The following is an 18,473-nucleotide window of genomic DNA, read 5'->3' on the forward strand; positions in this document are numbered from 1 at the left end:
TCGATCACCCACCAGGGCACCACACAGCGCACGGACATGTTACAGATCATCGTTGCAATCCCGATTCCTGTTACATATATTTTCTGACAATGATTGTGAGGAGCAAATCCTCCGACCCCCGGGAGACGCGCATGTACACGCAGGGCCTCGCCAGCGGAGTGGACACCAACGAGCGCCAGCTCGAAGACGCCGCGCTGCTGCAACGCTTCCAGGAGCGCATTGACGCCGAGGAGCGGATCGAGCCGAACGACTGGATGCCGGAGGCGTACCGCCGCACCCTGGTGCGCCAGATCTCCCAGCACGCCCATTCCGAGATCATCGGCATGCAGCCGGAGGGCAACTGGATCACCCGCGCGCCCTCGCTGCGCCGCAAGGCGGCGCTGCTTGCCAAGGTGCAGGACGAGTGCGGCCACGGCCTCTATCTCTACGCCGCGGCCGAGACGCTCGGCGTGTCGCGCGAGGAGATGGTCGACCAGCTTCTCGCCGGCAAGGCCAAGTACTCGTCGATCTTCAACTACCCGACGCTCACCTGGGCCGACATCGGCGCCATCGGCTGGCTGGTCGACGGCGCCGCCATCATGAATCAGATCCCGCTGTGCCGCTGCTCCTACGGGCCGTATGCGCGCGCCATGATCCGCGTCTGCAAGGAGGAGTCTTTCCACCAGCGGCAGGGCTACGAGATCATGCTGACGCTCTGCCGCGGCACCGCCGAGCAGAAGGAGATGGCACAGGACGCGCTGAACCGCTGGTGGTGGCCGTGCCTGATGATGTTCGGCCCGCCCGATTCCGCGAGCCAGCACACCGACACCTCGACGCGCTGGAAGATCAAGCGGTTCACCAATGACGAGCTGCGGCGGAAGTTCGTCGATGCGACGGTGCCGCAGGCCCATTTCCTCGGCCTCACCGTGCCGGACCCCGAGCTGCGCTTCGACGAGGCGACCGGCCACTGGGTGCATGGCGCCATCGATTGGGACGAGTTCAAGCAGGTCGTCGCCGGCAACGGCCCCTGCAACACCCAGCGCCTGGAGCGCCGCCGCAAGACCGAAGAGGACGGCGCCTGGGTGCGCGAGGCCGCCCGCGCCTTCGCCGATAAGAACTCGCGCCGCAAGGCGGCGGTGGCCACGGCGGCGTGACGCAGGCCGTCGTTCCGGGCCGGCGCAGCGCGCCGGACCCGGAAGCAAGCCCCGAGCGCCGGGCCTGCGGCTGGACTCCGGATCGCCTTGCTCCGCTCGGCGTCCGGAACGACTGGTGGCCGGATAACACATTCAGGAAACGCCCGAGGAGACTGCCTTGACCGAACCCACCAGGACGGAAGCAGCAATCCCACTGTGGGAAGTCTTCATCCGGGCCCGCAACGGCCTCGCCCACAAGCATGTCGGCTCGCTGCACGCGCCCGACGCGACGCTGGCGTTGCAGGCCGCGCGCGATCTCTACACGCGGCGCGGCGAGGGCTTGTCGATCTGGGTGGTGCCGTCGGCCGCCATCACGGCCTCCGACCCGGCCGAGAAGGGCATGATGTTCGAGCCCACCGCCTCGAAGATCTACCGGCATCCGACCTTCTACGAGATCCCCGACGAGGTCGGGCACATGTGAGCGGGCCGCGGCCCCTTCACCTCTCCCCGCATGCGGGGAGAGGTCGGAGGCCGAGCGTAGCGAGGGCTCCGGGTGAGGGGTGACGAACCTCGTCGCGAATTGAAACGCCCCCCTCACCCGACGTCCGCGCCCAAGGCGCGAACGTCGGCCTCTCCCGCCCGCGGGGAGAGGCGCAGAAGATCGTGACCATCCGGCCGCAGTCACATCGAGGCGCCCATGACCAGCATCCGCGTCACCGAAACCCCGCTCGTCACCTACGTGCTGCGCCGCGCCGACGATGCGCTGGTGCTCGGCCATCGGCTCTCCGAGTGGTGCGGCAAGGCGCCGATGATGGAAGAGGAGATGGCGCTCGCCAACATGGGCCTCGACCTGATCGGCCAAGCGCGCGCGCTCTACACCTATGCGGGCGAGGCGGAGGCCGCCGGCCACGACGAGGACGCGCTCGCCTACCGACGCGACGAGCGCGCCTATCGCAATCTCCTGCTGGTCGAGCAGCCGAACGGCGACTTCGCCGTCACCATGGTGCGTCAGCTCCTCTACGCCGCCTATGCGGACCCGTACTGGCGGGCGATGATGTCGTCGCGTGACGCGACGCTCGCCGCGATCGCCGCCAAGGCCGAGAAGGAGATGGCCTATCATCTGCGGCACTCGGCCGAATGGGTGGTGCGGCTCGGCGACGGCACGCCCGAGAGTCACGAGCGCACCGCCCGCGCGCTGACGATGCTGTGGCCCTACACGGGCGAGCTGTTCGAGACCGACTCGGTCGACGACTCGCTGATCGAGGCCGGCATCGCGGTCGATCCCGCGTCGCTGCGCGACACCTGGCGCGCCACCGTCGCCGACGTGCTCGGCCGCGCGACCCTGACGATGCCGGCGGACGGCTACATGCAGAAGGGCGGCCGCAGCGGCCGCCACAGCGAGCATCTCGGCCATCTGCTCACCGAGCTGCAATACATGCAGCGCACGATTCCCGGAGCGACCTGGTGACGGCGCCCCATCCCGACGATCTGCGCGAGGCGGCCCGCCGCATCGCCGGCGCGGTGCCGGACCCCGAGATCCCGGTGCTCACCATCGCGGATCTCGGCGTGCTGCGCGACGTGCGGGTGGGACCGTCCGGCATCGAGATCGACATCACGCCGACCTATTGCGGCTGCCCGGCGATGAGCATGATCGCCACCGAGATCGAGATCGCGCTGGAGAAGGCGGGGCTCGGCCGACCGAAGGTCGCCACCGTGCTGTCGCCGGCCTGGACCACCGACTGGATGACCGACGAGGGCCGCGACAAGCTGCGCGCCTACGGCATCGCGCCGCCACCGAAGGGCGCCGGCCGTCGCGCTTTGTTCGGGGTCGACGAGGTCGCCTGCCCGCACTGCGGATCGACCGACACGACGGCGATCGCCGAGTTCGGCTCCACCGCCTGCAAGGCGCTGTGGCGCTGCCACGCCTGCCGCGAGCCCTTCGACTATTTCAAATGCCATTGAGGTGAGGGATGACGATCGAGCACGACGAGCGGACCTCGCACGGCGCCTCTCCCTCTCCCCGCCAGCGGGGAGAGGAAGGGCGCACCGAAGGCCACGCCCCCCGCTTCCATGCGCTGACGGTCGCCGATGTGCGGCGCGAGACGGCGGACGCCGTCTCGGTCGCCTTCGTGGTGCCGCCTCCTCTCGTCGCCGATTACACGTTCGAGCCGGGCCAGTATCTGACGCTGCGCACCACCCTCGACGGCGAGGAGGTGCGGCGCTCCTACTCGATCTGCACGGCGCCCGAGAGCGGCGAGCTGCGCATCGCGGTGAAGCGCGTGGAGAACGGCCTGTTGTCGTGCTGGATCAACGACACCCTGAAGGCGGGCGACGTGATCGACGTGATGACGCCGACCGGGCGCTTCGGTCTCGCCCACAAGCCGGGCGACGGCCGCCTGCACGTCGCCTTCGCGGCCGGCTCCGGCATTACGCCGGTGATCTCGATCCTGCGCGGCGTGCTGGCGCGCGAGCCGGCGAGCCGCTTCTTCCTGTTCTACGGCAACCGCTCCACCGTCGACATGCTGTTCCTGGAGGAGCTGGAGGAGCTGAAGGACCGCCATCTCGGTCGTCTATCGCTGTTCCACGTGCTCAGCCGCGAGGAGCAGGATCTCGACGTGCTCAACGGCCGGCTCGATGCCGACAAGGTGCGCCGCCTGTTGTCGACCATGGTGCCGGCGGCGGCGATCGACCACGCCTTCGTGTGCGGCCCGACCGCGATGATCGAGGAGCTGGTGCCGACGCTGCAAGCGCTCGGCATCGCCGACGATCGCATCCACGTCGAGCGCTTCGTCTCGGCGCTCGGCGGCCGGCCGCGGCCGCCGGCGCCGGTCGCGCCCGACGCGCCGCCGGCCCACATGGCGTCGCTGATCGTCGACGGTAAGCGCCGCGAGGTGCCGGTCGCCGAAGGCGAGGCGATCGTCGACGCCGCGCTGCGCGCCGGCCTCGACCTGCCGTTCGCCTGCAAGGGCGGCATGTGCTCCACCTGCCGGGCCAAGGTGGTGGAGGGCACCGTCGAGATGGCAGTCAATTACGCGCTGGAGCCGTGGGAGCTGAAGGCCGGCTACGTGCTCACCTGCCAGGCCCGCCCGACCTCGCCGACGGTGGTGATCGACTACGACCAGGTGTGAGCGGCGGAGCAAGCCCGCTGCACCTATCCCCGCCGCGCGGGGAGAGCCTGCCCCGGACTTGATCCGGAGTCGACGTTCGCGCGTTCGGCGCGGACGTGGGGTGAGGGGACGCTTCCCACATCACGACGATACGACTCGTTGCACCGCCCCCTCACCCGTCTCGCCGCTTCGCGGCGAGCCACCCTCTCCCCGCAGGCGGGGAGAGGGCTTCGGCATCGACACGGTTTGCTTCTTCGCGTCGCCTGCACCGCGCCCGGGACACGGGGCTTTGGCGGACCTATCCCTTCGGCCGATGGTCGACGATGCGCTTGGCCTTGCCCACCACGGTGCGCTCGACGCCGCCGGGCGGATGCAGCACCAGCCGCGTCGTCACGCCGATCATGTTCTTGATGTGCCGGACGAGCTCCTTGGCGCTCGCCTCGCGATCGAGGCCGACGACGCGATCCTCGCGCACCTCGGCATGCACTGTCATCTCGTCGAGGCGGCCGTCGCGGGTCAGCTCGATCTGATAGTGGCCGGAGCAGAACGGGGTGGCCAGCAGGATCTCCTCGATCTGGGTCGGGAAGACGTTGACGCCGCGCAGGTTGATCATGTCGTCGGAGCGCCCCGTCACCTTCTCCATCCGCCGCATGCCGGGCCGCGCCGTGCCCGGCATCAGCCGGGTGAGATCGCGGGTGCGGTAGCGGATGATCGGGAACGCCTCCTTGGTGAGCGAGGTGAACACCAGCTCGCCCTTCTCGCCGTCCGGCAGCACCGCGCCGGTCGTCGGGTCGATGATCTCGGGGAGGAAATGGTCCTCCCAGATGTGCAGCCCGTCCTTGGTCTCGACGCACTCCTGGGCGACGCCCGGACCGATCACCTCGGACAGCCCGTAGATGTCGGTGGCGTCGAGCCCGAAGGCGCGCTCGATCTCCTCGCGCATGGCGTTGGTCCACGGCTCGGCGCCGAAGATGCCGAAGCGGAGCGACGACTCGCGCGGATCGAGCCCCGCCGCCGCGAAGCCGTCCAGGATCGTCAGCATGTAGCTCGGCGTCACCATGATGGCGTCGGGGCGGAAGTCGTGGATGAGCTGCACCTGGCGCTCGGTCATGCCGCCCGACATCGGCACCACGGTGCAGCCGAGCCGCTCGGCGCCGTAATGGGCCCCGAGCCCGCCGGTGAACAGGCCGTAGCCGTAGGCGACGTGCACCATCATGCCGGGCCGCACGCCGGCGGCGCGGATCGAGCGCGCCATCACGTCGGCCCACATGTCGACATCGGCCTGGGTGTAGCCGACCACGATCGGCTTGCCGGTGGTGCCGGACGAGCCGTGAACGCGCGCCAGCTTCTCCCGAGGAACAGCAAACAAGCCGAACGGGTAGTTGTCGCGCAGATCGTTCTTCATCGTGAACGGGAACTTCGCGAGATCGGACAGCTCGCGGAAGTCCGACGGATGCAGCCCAGCCTCGTCGAACGTCTTCCGGTAGAACGGCACGTTCTCGTAGGCGTGGCGGAGCGACCAGGCGAGCCGCTCGCGTTGCAGCGCCTGGATTTGGTCACGCGAGGCGCGCTCGACGGCGTCGAGCCCGTCGACGATCTTGCGGTCGAACGCGGCGGCCGGGGGTGCCATGGTCATCGGTCCTCCACTCGTTCTCGTCAGGGCGTGGGCGTTTCGGATGCGGGGTCGCCGCCGTCGATGAAGGAGCCGCCGACGGTGCGGGAATGGCCGCGGAACTCGGCGATCACCACGTCGCCGACACGGATCTGCGCGTCGTACAGGCCGGAGCGGGCCGAGCGCGACACCTCGCGGGCGGTGGCGACCAGACGGTCGCCACGCCGGCCCGGCCGGATGAAGGTGATGCTGCCGTGCGACGCCACCGTGGTGAGGCCATAGGAGTTGCAGGCATACGCGAAGGCCGAGTCGGCGAGCGTGAACAGGTAGCCGCCGTGCGCGATGTCGTGGCCGTTGACCATCGTGTCGGTCACCGTCAGGGCGAGCGTCGCGGTGCCGGGGCCGACCGCGAGGATCGCGATGCCGAGATTGCGGCAGGCGGCATCGCTCGCCCACATGGTCTCGGCGGCGAGCCGCGCGGTCTCCTCGGGCGAGCGGACGGGGGGCGGGGCGGCGGTCACGACGGCCTCCCGGTGAAGCGAGGCGCGCGCTTCTTCAGAAACGCCTGGACACCCTCGGCGTAGTCCGGCGTCGCGCCGGCCTTGCGCTGGAGGTCGCGCTCGAGATCGAGCTGGGTGTCGAGATCGTTGTGGGCCGAGGCGTTCATCGCCTCCTTGATCAGCGCCAGCCCGGCGGTCGGCTGGGTGGCGAGATGCGCGGTCAGCTTTTCGGCCTCGGGGCGCAGCGCCGCGTCGTCGACGACCTTCCAGATCATTCCCCAGGCTTCCGCCTGCTCGGCCGTCACCGGCTCGGCCAGCATGGCCAGGGCGCGCGCCCGCGCGTCGCCGATCAGGCGTGGCAGCGTGAAGGTGCCGCCCGAGTCCGGCACCAGCCCGATCTTGGCGAACGCCTGGATGAACTTGGCGGAGCGCGCTGCCAGCACGATGTCGCAGGCGAGCGCCACATTGGCGCCCGCACCCGCCGCGACACCGTTGACGGCGCACACCACCGGCTTGCGCAGGCCGCGCAGCCGCCGCACCAGCGGATTGTAGCGGGTCTCGATGGCGGCGCCGAGATCGGCGACCCCGCCGGCCCGGTCCGAGAGGTCCTGCCCGGCGCAGAAGCCACGCCCGGCCCCGGTCAGCAGCACGGCCCGGCAGCCGTCGTCGGCCGCCGCCGCGTCCAGCGCCTCGGCGAGACGGCCGTGCATGTCTTCGTTGAACGAGTTGAGCCGGTCGGGCCGATTGAGGGTGAGCACCACCCATCCCTCGCGGCGATCCACGAGAACCGAAGACTCCACGGGCCTCTCCCTCACTGGGTCCGCCGGCGCGATGCTCGCCGCGGGCCTCTTGAATTAACCGATCGATCGGTTAATCTTTCAACCAATCTAGCGCACGGGGCGCGCTTGTCAACGCCACAGCGACCGCGCCCGTCAACCACAATACCGCGCCCGCAGGAGGAGACCCCATGATCCCGACCCTGGAGAGCTATGTGCAGGACCGCTGGGTCACGCCGGCGCATGGTCTCGCCGAGATCCCGAGCGCTGTCGACGGCCGCCCGGTCGCCCGCGCGTCGAGCGACGGCGTCGACTTCGCCGACGCGGTGCGGCATGCGCGCACGGTCGGCGGTCCCGCTCTGCGGGCCTCGACGTTCCATGACCGCGCCGACCGGCTCAAGGCGCTGGCCGCCTTCCTGTCGGAGCGCAAGGACCGGCTCTATGCGCTCGCGGCCGACACCGGCGCGACCAAGCGCGACAATCTGATCGACGTCGACGGCGGCATCGGCACGCTGTTCGCGTATGCGTCGCGCGGCCGGCGCGAGCTACCGGCCGAGCGCTTCGTCATCGAGGGCGACACCGAGGCGCTGTCGCGCGGCGGCTCCTTCGTCGGCCTGCATGTGCTGACGCCGCTGGCCGGCGTCGCGGTCCACATCAACGCCTTCAACTTTCCGTGCTGGGGCCTGCTGGAAAAGCTGGCGCCGACCATCCTGGCCGGCGTGCCGGTGATCACCAAGCCGGCGACCGCCACCGCCTATGTGGCGGAGGCGCTGGTGCGGCTGATCGTCGAGGCCGACGTGCTGCCGAAGGGCGCGTTGCAGTTCATCTGCGGTTCCGCCGGCGATCTGCTCGATCATCTCGGCGGCCAGGACGTCGTGTCCTTCACCGGCTCGGCCGACACCTCGGAGCGGCTGCGCAACCATCCGACGATCGGCCGCAACGCGGTGCGCTTCATCGCCGAGCGCGACTCGCTCAACGCCGCCGTGCTGGGGCCGGACGCGACCGAAGGCACGCCGGAGCTGGACCTGTTCGTCAAGGAGGTGGTGCGCGAGATGACCGTCAAGGCGGGGCAGAAGTGCACCGCCATCCGCCGCGTCGTCGTGCCGCGCGCCATCGAGCCCGCGGTGACGCAGGCGATCGCCCGCAAGCTCGCCGAGACCACGGTCGGCGATCCGCGCCGCGACGATGTCCGCATGGGGCCGCTCGCCTCGCTGGCGCAGCGCGCCGCGGTGCGCGACGCAGTGGCGGCGCTCGCAGCCGAGGCCGAGATCGTCGCGGGCGACCCCGCGCACGCCACCCCGCTCGGCGGCGATCCCGAGACCGGCGCCTTCATGGCGCCGGTGCTGCTGCGCTGTGCCGATCCGCTGACGGCGACGCGGGTGCATGCGGTCGAGCCGTTCGGGCCGGTGGCCACGGTCATGCCCTACGACACGCTGGACGACGCCGTCGAGATCGTCGCCAAGGGCGAGGGCAGCCTGGTCGCCTCGGTGTTCACCCATGACGACCGGGTCGCCGACGCGCTCGTCCACGGCATCGCGCCGTGGCACGGTCGTGTGCTGATCGTCGATCGCGACTGCGCCAAGGAGTCGACCGGCCACGGCTCGCCGCTGCCGGGGCTCGTCCATGGCGGACCGGGCCGGGCCGGCGGCGGCGAGGAGATGGGCGGCCTGCGCGGCGTCTTCCACTACATGCAGCGCACCGCGTTGCAGGGCTCGCCGGCGCGCCTCGCGGCGCTGACGCGGCGCTGGACCAAGGGCGCGCCGGCACCGGGCGCCACCGTTCATCCCTTCCGCCGCGACTACGACGCCCTCGCGGTCGGCGACACCGTGGAGACGCCGTCGCGCACCGTCACGCTCGCCGACATCGAGCACTTCGCCGACTTCACCGGCGATGCCTTCTACGCCCACATGGACGAGGCGGCCGCGAAGGCCAACCCGTTCTTCCCCGGCCGGGTCGCCCACGGCTACCTGATCCTGTCGTTCGCGGCCGGCTTGTTCGTCGATCCGGCGCCGGGGCCGCTGCTCGCCAATTACGGGCTCGACAATCTGCGCTTCCTCAAGCCGGTGTCGCCCGGCGACGCCATCCGGGTGCGCCTCACCGTCAAGGAGAAGCGGCCGGCCCGGAAGGCCGAGTACGGCGAGGTGCGGTGGGACGTCGAGGTGTTCAACCAGGACGGCGAGACGGTCGCGCGTTACGACCTCCTCACCATGAGCGCCCGCCGCACCGCAAACGGCGACGCCGCCGCGGCCTGACGTTCCGCCGCGACCCCCGTGGCCTGCGCGGACGTCTCGGCGCCCGGCCGTGCCTACGAATGGTCCATGCCGGCGCCCCTGCCGCCGTGCAATCGGTCGATTGCACGGATGCCATGGGGCGCGGCCATTGACGAATGTGTGCACCGCACCCACGTCAGCATCGACGCCGGATACCCGGTTTTCCTCGATGTCCGCGCGACCCCCGCGCCGCGGCCAGCGGGCGTGCCCTCGGGCACGCCCCGGGCGGAGCTTGGTGTCCGATGCGAACCGAGAGGACCCCATGATCGACACGCAATCCGCCTCAGGCCCGCTGTTCGAGCCGTTCCGGCTCGGCGACCTGACCCTCCCCAACCGCATCGTGATGGCGCCGCTGACGCGCAACCGCGCCGCCCCCGGCAACGTGCCCGGCCCGCTCGCGGCCGAGTACTATGCGCAGCGCGCCTCCGCCGGCCTGCTGATCAGCGAGGCCAGCCAGGTGGTGCCCGAAGGGCAGGGCTACGAGGCAACCCCCGGCATCCACGCGCCCGAGCAGATCGCCGGCTGGCGCACCGTCACCGACGCGGTGCATGCCCGCGGCGGCCGCATCTTCCTCCAGCTTTGGCATGTCGGGCGCATCTCGCATGTCGCGCTTCAGCCCGGCGGCCAGCCTCCGGTCGCGCCCTCGGCGATCCGAGCCGCCACCAAGACCTTCGTGGGCGGTCGCTTCGTCGACACGTCGGAGCCGCGGGCGCTCGACATCGGCGAGATCCCGGGCATCGTCGAGGGCTTCCGCCGCGGCGCCGCCAACGCCATCGCGGCCGGCTTCGACGGGGTCGAGGTGCACGCCGCCAACGGCTACCTGATCGACCAGTTCCTGCGCGACAGCACCAACAGGCGCACCGACGCCTATGGCGGCTCCATCGAGAACCGCGCGCGGCTGCTGCTCGAGGTGCTGGAGGCGGTGGTGAAGGAGGTCGGCGGCGCGCGCCTCGGCATCCGCGTCTCGCCGGTGTCGCCCGGCAACGACATCGCCGATTCCGATCCGCAGGCGCTGTTCGGCTGGCTGGTGCCGCGGATCGACGCCATCGGCCCGGCCTATCTGCACGTCATCGAGGGCTTCACCGGGCTGGAGCGCGACCACGGCCAACCGTTCGACTACGGCGCCATGCGCCGCGCCTTCCGGGGCGCCTTCATCGTCAACAACGGCTACACCCGGGACCTCGCCACCGAGGCGGTGGCCGAGGGCCGCGCCGATCTCGTCGCCTTCGGCCGAGCCTTCATCGCCAATCCGGACCTGGTCGAGCGGCTGCGGCGCGGCGCCCCGCTCAACGAGCCGGATCGCAAGACCTTCTACGGCGGCGACGCCCACGGCTACACCGACTATCCGGCGCTCCAGACCGAGCCGGCCTGATCGGCACGCACGCACGCCGACGGCGAGGGCGGAGCCGGCACGGCCCGCCTTCGTCGCGTCCGCCTTCGTCGCGTCCGCCTTCGTCGCGTCCGCCTCGGCGGACCTCAGTGGATGGTGCGGCGGGGCGCCCCACGCGCCAGGATGTCGAGCAGGTCGGCGGGATCGCCGGCGAGATCGAAGCTCGCTGCATAGCCGGCCTTACGGATGGTCATCTGCGTCTCGGCGATGAGGGTCTCGCAGACCGACTCGGCGCCGACGACGCGGTGGTCGGCCAGGATGCGATCGTAGCGGAACGTCGTCAGGCCGCAGGAGCGCGGCGCCGTCGACCAGGCGAACAGCCCGCGCGACCGCCCCGCCTGCACCAGGAACACGAACAGCTCGCCGCCGCCCACATAGAGGCCGCGGCTGCCGTCGATGGTGGCGGGCGCCGGAAGCCAGCCCGTCCCGAGCCCCAGCACGCCGGCGACGACGCCGCAGAAATCCTCGCGGTGCGCGGCCAGCAGCGACTCGACCGAGCCGTAACGGTGGCCCGGCGCAAACCGGCACCATTCCTCGTGCGCCCGCAACAACATCGTCATGCTTGGTCCGCTCCGGCCCCGCCTGGAACCGAAACGATGCCCTCGGGGGCATGCTCGCGTTTTGATCGAGAACAAAAAAGTTGTGAGATCATCGGACCAGGCGCCGTCAGGCAGGTGGCCACGGGCGGTGTCCACTTCGCCGAAAAGCGCGCTACACCGTTTCGGTCGTCCGGATGGCCTCGATGATCAGGCGCCGGATTCGGTGTCGGCGCTGGTAGCGCGGCTTGCGCGACAACCCGATGAACGGGTCCTTCAATCGAACCTTCCACGCCCACAGCCGATCGCGCAGAGCGGTGAGGAGCGGCACATGGATGGGGGCGACGACGCCGTCCAGATCCGTGCAGACGCCGCGGAGCGCCGCGCGATAGTGCCGGCGGAACCCGCGGTCCTGGCTGCGGCAGGACGACGACCACGGCTTGCGGTGATCGGTGAAATGCCGAATGACCGGCCGAAGCGCGGCGAACTCGTCGACCGCATTGAGCACGTTGAAGCGGAGCGGCAGCCGCTTCCATCGGCCGCGCAGCACATGATTGAGCGCGTCCTGATCGGCATAGAGGCTGTCGATCTGCGCGAGGCGGTCGATGGCCTTGGCCATCACCTGTTCGGCACGCATGGCGGGCCAGTCGAACAGCATCACGCCGGAGTTGAAGTACGGGTCCTCCGGCGCCAGCCCGGCGCCGCGGCGCGCGGTCTCGCGGTTCGCCGGATCGCCGAACAACATGCCGACGTCTTCCACCGCCGCCACGATGGACGATCCGAGCGCGACGTCGAAGAGGCGATCGAGGCTGCGCAACACCAGGGTGTCGGCGTCCAAATAGAGAACCCGCTCGTAGCTCGTCGGCAGCAGCGCATCTAGCTTGAGGCGGTACAGCGCCGAGACATGGAAAAAGCCGACCGAGAGGCCGGTGAGCGTGCTCGCATCCAGGCAAGAGACCCGGATGGTCAGGCCGTGCTGTTGGCAGAAGCGGTCGATCAGAGCGCGATCGCCTGCGGCCAGCGGAAGGCTGGTGACCAGGTGCAAGTCGGTCTCGACGCGGCGGGCGCCGCCGAAATGGCGCCAGGCGGAGGCCAGCGTCACGCACGCGAACGGAATCCAGTCACCCGAGCAGCAGGTGACGACTGCAAAACGCTGAGCCATGAGGTGATCAATTTGCGGGATACGGTAGAATTGTCCTAGAGGCGAAACCGCGATCCAGCAAGCCCATCGTGGCGGCTGGCGGCGCGTATCGCGCCGGCGAGAGGGGAGGTCGGACGACGTCGCGCACCGCCGCCGGCAAGGCAGAGTCAGCGTGCCGCCGACGTCACAACCATCGCGGTATCGTTCGCGACGGCACGGCCGGCGTCCGCGCCGGCGATCGTGATCCGCGTCGGCGCCAGCATCTCCAGCCGCTCCGGCCCGGCTTCCAGCGTGTGGACGTAGACATGCGTCTCGCCACCGTCTCCCGCCGCCATCACGGGCGAGGGCGCCGACACGATGCGCAGCGCGCCGCATCGGCCGATCCAGTCGACATGGCGATGGCCGTGCATCACCACGGCGCCCGGCGCGATCGCCTGGAGGCGGCGGACGAACCAGCTCCCGTTGACGAGCGCGGTGCCGATGCGCTCGGACAGCGTCTTGGCCGGCATCGGATACTCGACCGGGTGGTGATGCAGGGCGATCAGCCAGCGCGCCGCCGGAAACGCCGCGCAGGCGGCGGCGACCGCGCCCATCTGGTCGGTCGTCATCAGGCCGAGCGCATTGGTGAAGGAGAAGTGGGTGTCGGCGTTGGAGTCGAGCAGCACCACGCCGAGCCCGTCGGGGGCCGCGGGCGGCCGGATCAGCGGAAACAGCGCCGGCCACAGGCCCGCGATGGTGCGCCCGCAACGCCGCGCGCCGGTGTCGGCGAAGGCCGCGATGGCGGCGCGGTGGGGCGCGAGCGCGGCCGCGAGCGTCGCGCCCGGCTTGCCGGTCGCGCGGTCGACGACATGGACGCGGTCGCCCTGCACGGCCGCCAATGCCGAGATCATCCGGGCCTGACGCAGCCGCTTGCCGGGGGCGAAGGGCAGATCGAGGCGCGCCGGATTGGCACGGTCGACGACGTTGACGTCGTGATTGCCGGGCAGGATCAGCAGCCGTTCGGCGAGCCGCGGATGCGCCGCCAGGAGATCGAAGAACACCGCCCATTCGGCCGAGCGCCCGGCATCGGTGACATCGCCGGTGAGGAGCACGAGATCGAGCGGCTCGCGGGCGTGGACCGCCTCCAGTGCCGCGAGCACCTGGGCGAGACGCTCGTTGCCGCGCGGGCCGGCGCGGCCGCACTCGATCCGGAAGCCGTAGGTCTCGCCGACGATGTGGATGTCCGACAGATGCGCGATGCGCCAGCGCGTCCGCCCCGGCGTCGCCTCCGGAAACGCCGTCACGGTGCGGGGCTGGTCCATCAGGGCGTCGGCGATGCCCCAGGTCAGCGCCGACGCGGCGAAATAAGAGGCGACCGCCACGGTGGCGTTCGCCGCTGCCGCACCGACCAGCGGCCAGGGGGCGGCGAGATCGGCGAGGCCCGCGCTCCAGCGGGTTGCCGGCCACAGCGCCGCGATCAGCCAGACGGTCGGCACCGCCACCGCGAGACCGGCGAGCGCCGCCATCACGGCCCGCAGGGTGGCGCGCGCCTCGGCGCTGGCGCTGCCCGGCAACGCCTTCTCGACCAGATGGCGTAGCGCCTCGCGGGCGATCGCATAGGCGGGCTGCACGGCAAGTGCCGTCAGCGACCAGAAGCTCCGCTCGGCGACCGGCAGCAGGCGGCGCCCGCCGAACCATCCGGCGCCGACCAGCAGACCGAGCAGCAGCAGCGAGCCGGCACCCGACAGCACGGTCGCGAGCTTGCTCGACAGGGTCGCGAACCACAGCGTGACGGCGAGCGGCGCGGCGCCGACCACCAGGGCCGGCACGGCGATCAGCAGCACCCAGGCGGTCGCGAGCTTGGGCAGGCTGATCTCCGCCAGCAGGCTGCCGGCCAGCGACACGAGCGAGTGCCGCTCGGTGCTCGACGCATCGTCCTCGATGTCGCCCCGACGCGGATCGATGATCGCGGTCATCCGCCCCTCGCCATCCGGCCTCGTGCCTCACCGTCGGTCGCCCGCGCGGCACGCGATGCCGCCGACACTGCACGCGGCGGGCGCACCGATGTCAACCGGATCGACAATCGCCCGGTCCGCCGATAGGCTGGCATGACGTCCCGATCGCATGTCGATCGTTCGGACGATGCGCGCGACGCCCGTCCGATGACGTTTCTGGTCCGCCTTCCGATCGAGCTTTATCCGGCCGATGCGCTCGCCGGGCTGTTGCACGAGGCCGAGCCACCGGCACCGCCCGGGCCTTGCGACCTCGGCGCCGCGCGCGCCGCCGTCTGGGCCGCCCAGCTCGCCTACGAGGACGAGCTCGACAAGATCGACACCGTCGTGTCGGGCTGGGGAGCGCGACGCCTCGTGCGGTTCGACGCGCCCGCGAGCCCGCTGCTGCCGATCACCGGCACGCGCGGCCTGCTGCTCGCCACCGGCGACGCTCGCATTCTCGCCTTCGCCGGCACCGATCCGCTCAACCTCGCCCACTGGCTGACCGACTTCGACATCGTGCAGACCCCGGAGGGCATCCATCGCGGCTTCGATGCGGCGCTCGACGCCGTGTGGGGCGCGGTGGCGATGGCGCTGTCGGAGCATGCCGGCGACGCGCGGCTGCTGATCACCGGCCACAGCCTCGGCGGCGCCCTGTCGGTGCTGGCGGCGCAGCGGCTGCTGATCACGTTCGGCCTGCGGCCGCAGGTGTGGACGTTCGGCATGCCGCGGGTCGGCGGCCCGCACTTCGCCGAGCGTTACGAGGCGGCGCTCGGTGCCCATACCGTGCGGCTGGTGCATGGCGAGGACATCGTCCCGACGGTGCCGCCGTCGCGGCTGGGCTACGGCCATGTCGGCCGGCGTCTCACTTGCGCACGCCACACCCGCTTCGACGCCGCCGCGCTGTGCGGCGAGCCGGACGATGAGCCGGCCTTCGTCCCGGCGCTGATCGGCGGCGTCAAGGAAGGGCTCCGACAACTGTGGTCGCTGTCGCTCGCGCCCGAGATCAGGCCCGACCCGATCGGGCAACTGTCGCGCGTCCTGCCACCGGCCTTCGGCGATCACCTGCCCGACCGCTATTGGATGGCGCTCGCGCCGCCATCGTGACGGGCCTCGTCCATCGACGCGGAGAACGTTGCGCGCGGTCGACACGATTCCGCCGGCGCGGATTTTTCTCCGCGGCCGCATGGCGCGGAAAACCACTCTTATGTTCGTCGCCCGATTGAACCACGCCGGACGGCGCTGTGTACTCGTCCTGATCACGATGGACGCGGCCCCCGACAGGTCCATCGCTCGCGTCGCTGTCACTCGGTTTGCCTGTCACTCGGTTTGCCTGTCACGGAGCCGTCATGCCGTCCCGTCCCGTCGTCGTCATCGCTGCCGCAGGAGCCGCCGTGCTCGCCGCGTCGGCGGCGCTCGCCCAACCCAAGTCCCACGCCACGCCGCATCAGCCGGTCGCCCCGCTGCACGCCCAGGCGTGCGCCGGCTGCCACGGCCAGAACGGTGCCGGCCAGGGCGGCACGCCGATCCTCGCCGGCTACGATCCGGCCGCCTTCGTGCGCGTCTGGGGCGAGTTCCGCAACAATCAGCGGCCGACCGCGACGATCATGAACCGCATCGCGCGCGGCTACTCGGACGACGAGGTCGCAGCGCTCGCTGCCTATTTCGCGTCCGTGAAGCGCTGAGGAGCCGTGATGCTGTCCCGTCGTGATCTCGGCCGCCTCGTCCTGTCGGCCACCGCCACCCTGGCCGCACCCGCCGTCGTCCACGCCAAGGCCAAGGCGCCGCGCCTCGTCGTCATCGGCGGCGGCTTCGGCGGCGCCTCGGCGGCGCGTTACGCTCGCACCGCCTTCCCGCACGTCGCCGTCACGGTGATCGAGCCGCAGAAGTCCTTCGTCACCTGCCCGTACGGCAATCTGCTGCTCGGCGGCAGCCGCAATCTCGCCGCCATCACGCATTCCTACGACCGGCTGAAGCGCCGCGGCGTCGACTTCATCCACGATTGGGCCGACGCGATCGACCCCGTCGCCAAGACCATCAAGCTCGGCGGTGGCGGCACGGTGCGTTACGACAAGCTGATCCTGTCGCCCGGCATCGCCATCAAGTGGGGGGCGCTGGCCGGTTACGACACCGGCGCGGCGCGCATCTTCCCGCACGCCTGGGTGCCCGAGAAGGGCGAGCAGGTGACGCTGCTGCGCAAGCAGCTCGAAGCGCTGCCGGACGGCGGCGTGGTCGCCTTCTCCATCCCGGCCAATCCGTTCCGCTGCCCGCCGGGTCCCTACGAGCGCATCAGTCTGGTCGCCGACTATCTCAAGAAGCACAAGCCGCGCTCGAAGATCCTGGCGCTCGACCACAAGGACGCCTTCTCCAAGCAGGGCCTGTTCCAGGACGCCTGGAACGAGCTCTATCCCGGCCTGATCGAGTGGGTGCCGGGATCGAAGGATGGCAAGGTGGTGAGGGTCGACACCAAGGAGAAGATCTTCGAGACCGAGTTCGGCACGAGGCACAAGGTCGATGTCGGCAATGTCATCCCGCCGCAGTCGGCGGCGCGCATCGCGGTCGACGCTGGTCTCGTCAACGAGACCGGCTGGGTGCCGGTGAACCCCTACACGTTCGAGGCCGTCAGGGCGAAGGACATCCACGTCATCGGCGACGCCAACATCCCGGGCGCGATGCCGAAGTCGGGCTTCATCGCCAACACCACGTCGAAGCAGGCGGTCGCCTCGGCGATCGCCTTGCTGGAGGGGCGCGAGCCGCCCAAGGACCCGATCTACTTCAACACCTGCTACAGCCATGTCGGCGACGACTACGGCATCTCGATCGTCGGCGTGTTCCGGCCGAGCGAGAAGGGCTTCGTCGAGACGCCGAACTCCGGCGGCGTGTCGCCGCGCGGCCCGCTCGCGCAGCTTCGCGATCAGCGCCGGCTCGAAGCCCACTACGCCGACTCCTGGTACGCCAGCATCACCAAGGATGCGTTCGGCTGATGGGACCCTCCCGGGCGGCTCCGGCGATCGATCGGCGGGCCCTGCTGCGCGGCGGCGCCGGTCTGGCCGGCGCCGGCCTCGCCACCATCGCCCTGGTGCCGATCCCGGCCGCGCCCGCGCTGGCCGCCGCGCCGGGCGCGGTGGCGGCGCCCGGGACGGTCGCGGCGGCGATCCGGGCGCTGATCGGCGACGCCGAGCCGGTCGACGGCGGCATCGTCCTCCACGCCCCGGAGGCGGCCGAGAACGGCGCCGTGGTGCCGCTCACCGTCGCGGTCGACAGTCCGATGACGGTCGCCGATCACGTCCGCGCCATCCACATCGTGGCGACCGCGAACCCGACCCCTGATGTGGCGACTTATCGGCTCGGCCCCGCCAACGGCCGCGCCCAGGTCACCCTGCGCATGCGGCTGGCCGCCAAGCAGACCGTCGTGGTGCTGGCGGAGCTGTCGACCGGAACGGTGCGGCGGGCCGCCGTCGTCATCGACGTCAAGGTCGGAGGCTGCCTGTCATGACGGCCGCGCTCACCGGACGGCCGCGGCTGCGCCTGCCCGCGACCGCGCAGGCCGGGGAGGTGGTGGAGATCCGCACCCTGGTCGACCATCCGATGGAGACCGGGCTACGCAAGGGCGACGACGGCCAGCCGGTGCCGCGCGACATGCTGGCCCGCCTGATCGTGCGGGCGAACGGTGCCGTCGTGTTCGCGGCCGAGTTCCGCAACGCGACCTCGGCCAATCCCTATCTGGTGTTCTTCCTGACGATCGAGCGGACGACCGAGCTCGCCTTCACCTGGCTGCACGAGGACGGCCGCAGCCTGACGGCGGCCGCCTGCATCGTCGTCGCCTGAGCGCCCCGCCTGCGCCTGTCGCTCGGCTCACCGGCCGGGCGGCGCCGGGAGCTCGCCCGCTCGGCGTCGCGGCGCCCGCGACGGCCCCGGCACGACCACGCGGCACGACCCGTGGAGGCGAGATTTTCCAGAGACTTGGCCGCTGGCTGGGGCGCCTGGATTCGAACCAGGGAATGGCGGAATCAAAATCCGCTGCCTTACCACTTGGCTACGCCCCACCACGGCCCGGAC

18 protein-coding genes and 1 tRNA gene are annotated in these 18,473 nt (G+C 70.9%); 12 read left to right on the top strand and 7 right to left on the bottom strand.

Annotated features, from left to right (window positions below):
* The first annotated feature begins 131 nt into the window (after positions 1–131).
* From paaA to paaE, 5 genes are all read left to right on the top strand, one after another.
* Positions 132–1,133: a 1,2-phenylacetyl-CoA epoxidase subunit PaaA gene (gene paaA, locus ACFQUV_RS15485; protein WP_129607909.1), complete on the top strand. Its 1,002-nt coding sequence runs from the start codon at positions 132–134 to the stop codon at positions 1,131–1,133.
* Between the two features lie 157 nt (positions 1,134–1,290).
* Complete coding sequence (gene paaB, locus ACFQUV_RS15490; RefSeq protein WP_155480935.1) at positions 1,291–1,593, top strand: 1,2-phenylacetyl-CoA epoxidase subunit PaaB; 303 nt, start codon at positions 1,291–1,293, stop codon at positions 1,591–1,593.
* Positions 1,594–1,809: 216 nt separating this feature from the next.
* A complete protein-coding gene (gene paaC, locus ACFQUV_RS15495; RefSeq protein WP_129607910.1) occupies positions 1,810–2,580 on the top strand; it encodes a 1,2-phenylacetyl-CoA epoxidase subunit PaaC in 771 nt (256 codons plus the stop codon).
* Positions 2,574–3,074 carry a 1,2-phenylacetyl-CoA epoxidase subunit PaaD gene (gene paaD, locus ACFQUV_RS15500; protein ID WP_129607924.1) on the top strand — a complete coding sequence of 167 codons (501 nt, stop codon included), beginning with the start codon at positions 2,574–2,576 and terminating at the stop codon, positions 3,072–3,074. Before paaC ends, paaD begins: the two co-directional genes overlap by 7 nt.
* Before the next feature lie 8 nt (positions 3,075–3,082).
* Positions 3,083–4,240, top strand: a complete 1,158-nt coding sequence (gene paaE, locus ACFQUV_RS15505; protein WP_129607911.1) for a 1,2-phenylacetyl-CoA epoxidase subunit PaaE — start codon at positions 3,083–3,085, stop codon at positions 4,238–4,240.
* Positions 4,241–4,517: 277 nt separating this feature from the next.
* Here the strand turns inward: paaE and paaK are convergent, their stop codons facing one another.
* Genes paaK through paaG form a run of 3 tightly spaced genes read right to left on the bottom strand, consistent with a single transcriptional unit; the run spans position 4,518 to position 7,131 of the window.
* The gene (gene paaK / locus ACFQUV_RS15510; protein ID WP_129607925.1) at positions 4,518–5,849 is read right to left on the bottom strand and encodes a phenylacetate--CoA ligase PaaK; all 1,332 of its coding nucleotides are present in this window, start codon (positions 5,847–5,849) and stop codon (positions 4,518–4,520) included.
* 26 nt (positions 5,850–5,875) lie between these two features.
* Positions 5,876–6,352, bottom strand: a complete 477-nt coding sequence (paaI, locus tag ACFQUV_RS15515; RefSeq protein ID WP_165363784.1) for a hydroxyphenylacetyl-CoA thioesterase PaaI — start codon at positions 6,350–6,352, stop codon at positions 5,876–5,878.
* Positions 6,349–7,131, bottom strand: coding sequence for a 2-(1,2-epoxy-1,2-dihydrophenyl)acetyl-CoA isomerase PaaG (gene paaG, locus ACFQUV_RS15520; RefSeq protein WP_129607912.1), 783 nt, complete (start codon positions 7,129–7,131; stop codon positions 6,349–6,351). Before paaG ends, paaI begins: the two co-directional genes overlap by 4 nt.
* Positions 7,132–7,298: 167 nt before the next feature.
* On the opposite strand from paaG, the gene paaZ reads away from it, so the two are divergent.
* Both paaZ and ACFQUV_RS15530 read left to right on the top strand, forming a co-directional pair.
* Positions 7,299–9,359 (top strand): phenylacetic acid degradation bifunctional protein PaaZ, encoded by a 2,061-nt coding sequence (gene paaZ, locus ACFQUV_RS15525; protein ID WP_129607913.1) that lies wholly within the window; start codon positions 7,299–7,301, stop codon positions 9,357–9,359.
* 280 nt (positions 9,360–9,639) lie between these two features.
* On the top strand, positions 9,640–10,749 hold the full coding sequence (locus tag ACFQUV_RS15530; protein ID WP_129607914.1) for an alkene reductase: 1,110 nt from the start codon (positions 9,640–9,642) through the stop codon (positions 10,747–10,749).
* Positions 10,750–10,853: 104 nt separating this feature from the next.
* Here the strand turns inward: ACFQUV_RS15530 and ACFQUV_RS15535 are convergent, their stop codons facing one another.
* From ACFQUV_RS15535 to ACFQUV_RS15545, 3 genes are all read right to left on the bottom strand, one after another.
* Positions 10,854–11,327, bottom strand: coding sequence for a hypothetical protein (locus tag ACFQUV_RS15535; RefSeq protein WP_111385845.1), 474 nt, complete (start codon positions 11,325–11,327; stop codon positions 10,854–10,856).
* Between the two features lie 151 nt (positions 11,328–11,478).
* A complete protein-coding gene (locus ACFQUV_RS15540) occupies positions 11,479–12,465 on the bottom strand; it encodes a glycosyltransferase family 8 protein (RefSeq protein WP_129607915.1) in 987 nt (328 codons plus the stop codon).
* Positions 12,466–12,611: 146 nt separating this feature from the next.
* Positions 12,612–14,399 carry a metallophosphoesterase gene (locus tag ACFQUV_RS15545; RefSeq protein ID WP_129607916.1) on the bottom strand — a complete coding sequence of 596 codons (1,788 nt, stop codon included), beginning with the start codon at positions 14,397–14,399 and terminating at the stop codon, positions 12,612–12,614.
* Between the two features lie 132 nt (positions 14,400–14,531).
* Here ACFQUV_RS15545 and ACFQUV_RS15550 point away from each other — a divergent pair, with 132 nt between their 5' ends.
* The 5 genes from ACFQUV_RS15550 to ACFQUV_RS15570 all read left to right on the top strand — a co-directional run bounded on the left by ACFQUV_RS15550 (position 14,532) and on the right by ACFQUV_RS15570 (position 18,242).
* Entirely contained in the window at positions 14,532–15,521 is a 990-nt protein-coding gene (locus tag ACFQUV_RS15550) for a lipase family protein (RefSeq protein WP_129607917.1), read from the top strand.
* Positions 15,522–15,763: 242 nt separating this feature from the next.
* Complete coding sequence (locus ACFQUV_RS15555) at positions 15,764–16,099, top strand: c-type cytochrome (protein WP_129607918.1); 336 nt, start codon at positions 15,764–15,766, stop codon at positions 16,097–16,099.
* Between the two features lie 9 nt (positions 16,100–16,108).
* Entirely contained in the window at positions 16,109–17,398 is a 1,290-nt protein-coding gene (locus ACFQUV_RS15560; RefSeq protein ID WP_129607919.1) for an NAD(P)/FAD-dependent oxidoreductase, read from the top strand.
* Positions 17,398–17,910 (top strand): thiosulfate oxidation carrier protein SoxY, encoded by a 513-nt coding sequence (locus ACFQUV_RS15565; protein WP_129607920.1) that lies wholly within the window; start codon positions 17,398–17,400, stop codon positions 17,908–17,910. Before ACFQUV_RS15560 ends, ACFQUV_RS15565 begins: the two co-directional genes overlap by 1 nt.
* Complete coding sequence (locus ACFQUV_RS15570; RefSeq protein WP_129607921.1) at positions 17,907–18,242, top strand: thiosulfate oxidation carrier complex protein SoxZ; 336 nt, start codon at positions 17,907–17,909, stop codon at positions 18,240–18,242. The genes ACFQUV_RS15565 and ACFQUV_RS15570 overlap by 4 nt, the downstream gene beginning before the upstream one ends.
* Positions 18,243–18,385: 143 nt before the next feature.
* On the opposite strand, the gene ACFQUV_RS15575 is transcribed toward ACFQUV_RS15570, so the two are convergent.
* Positions 18,386–18,460 (bottom strand) — tRNA-Gln (locus ACFQUV_RS15575).
* Positions 18,461–18,473: the final 13 nt, after the last annotated feature.

Source organism: Rhodoplanes sp. P11, from assembly GCF_964266735.1.
In the GTDB taxonomy this organism is placed as follows: domain Bacteria; phylum Pseudomonadota; class Alphaproteobacteria; order Rhizobiales; family Xanthobacteraceae; genus Rhodoplanes; species Rhodoplanes serenus.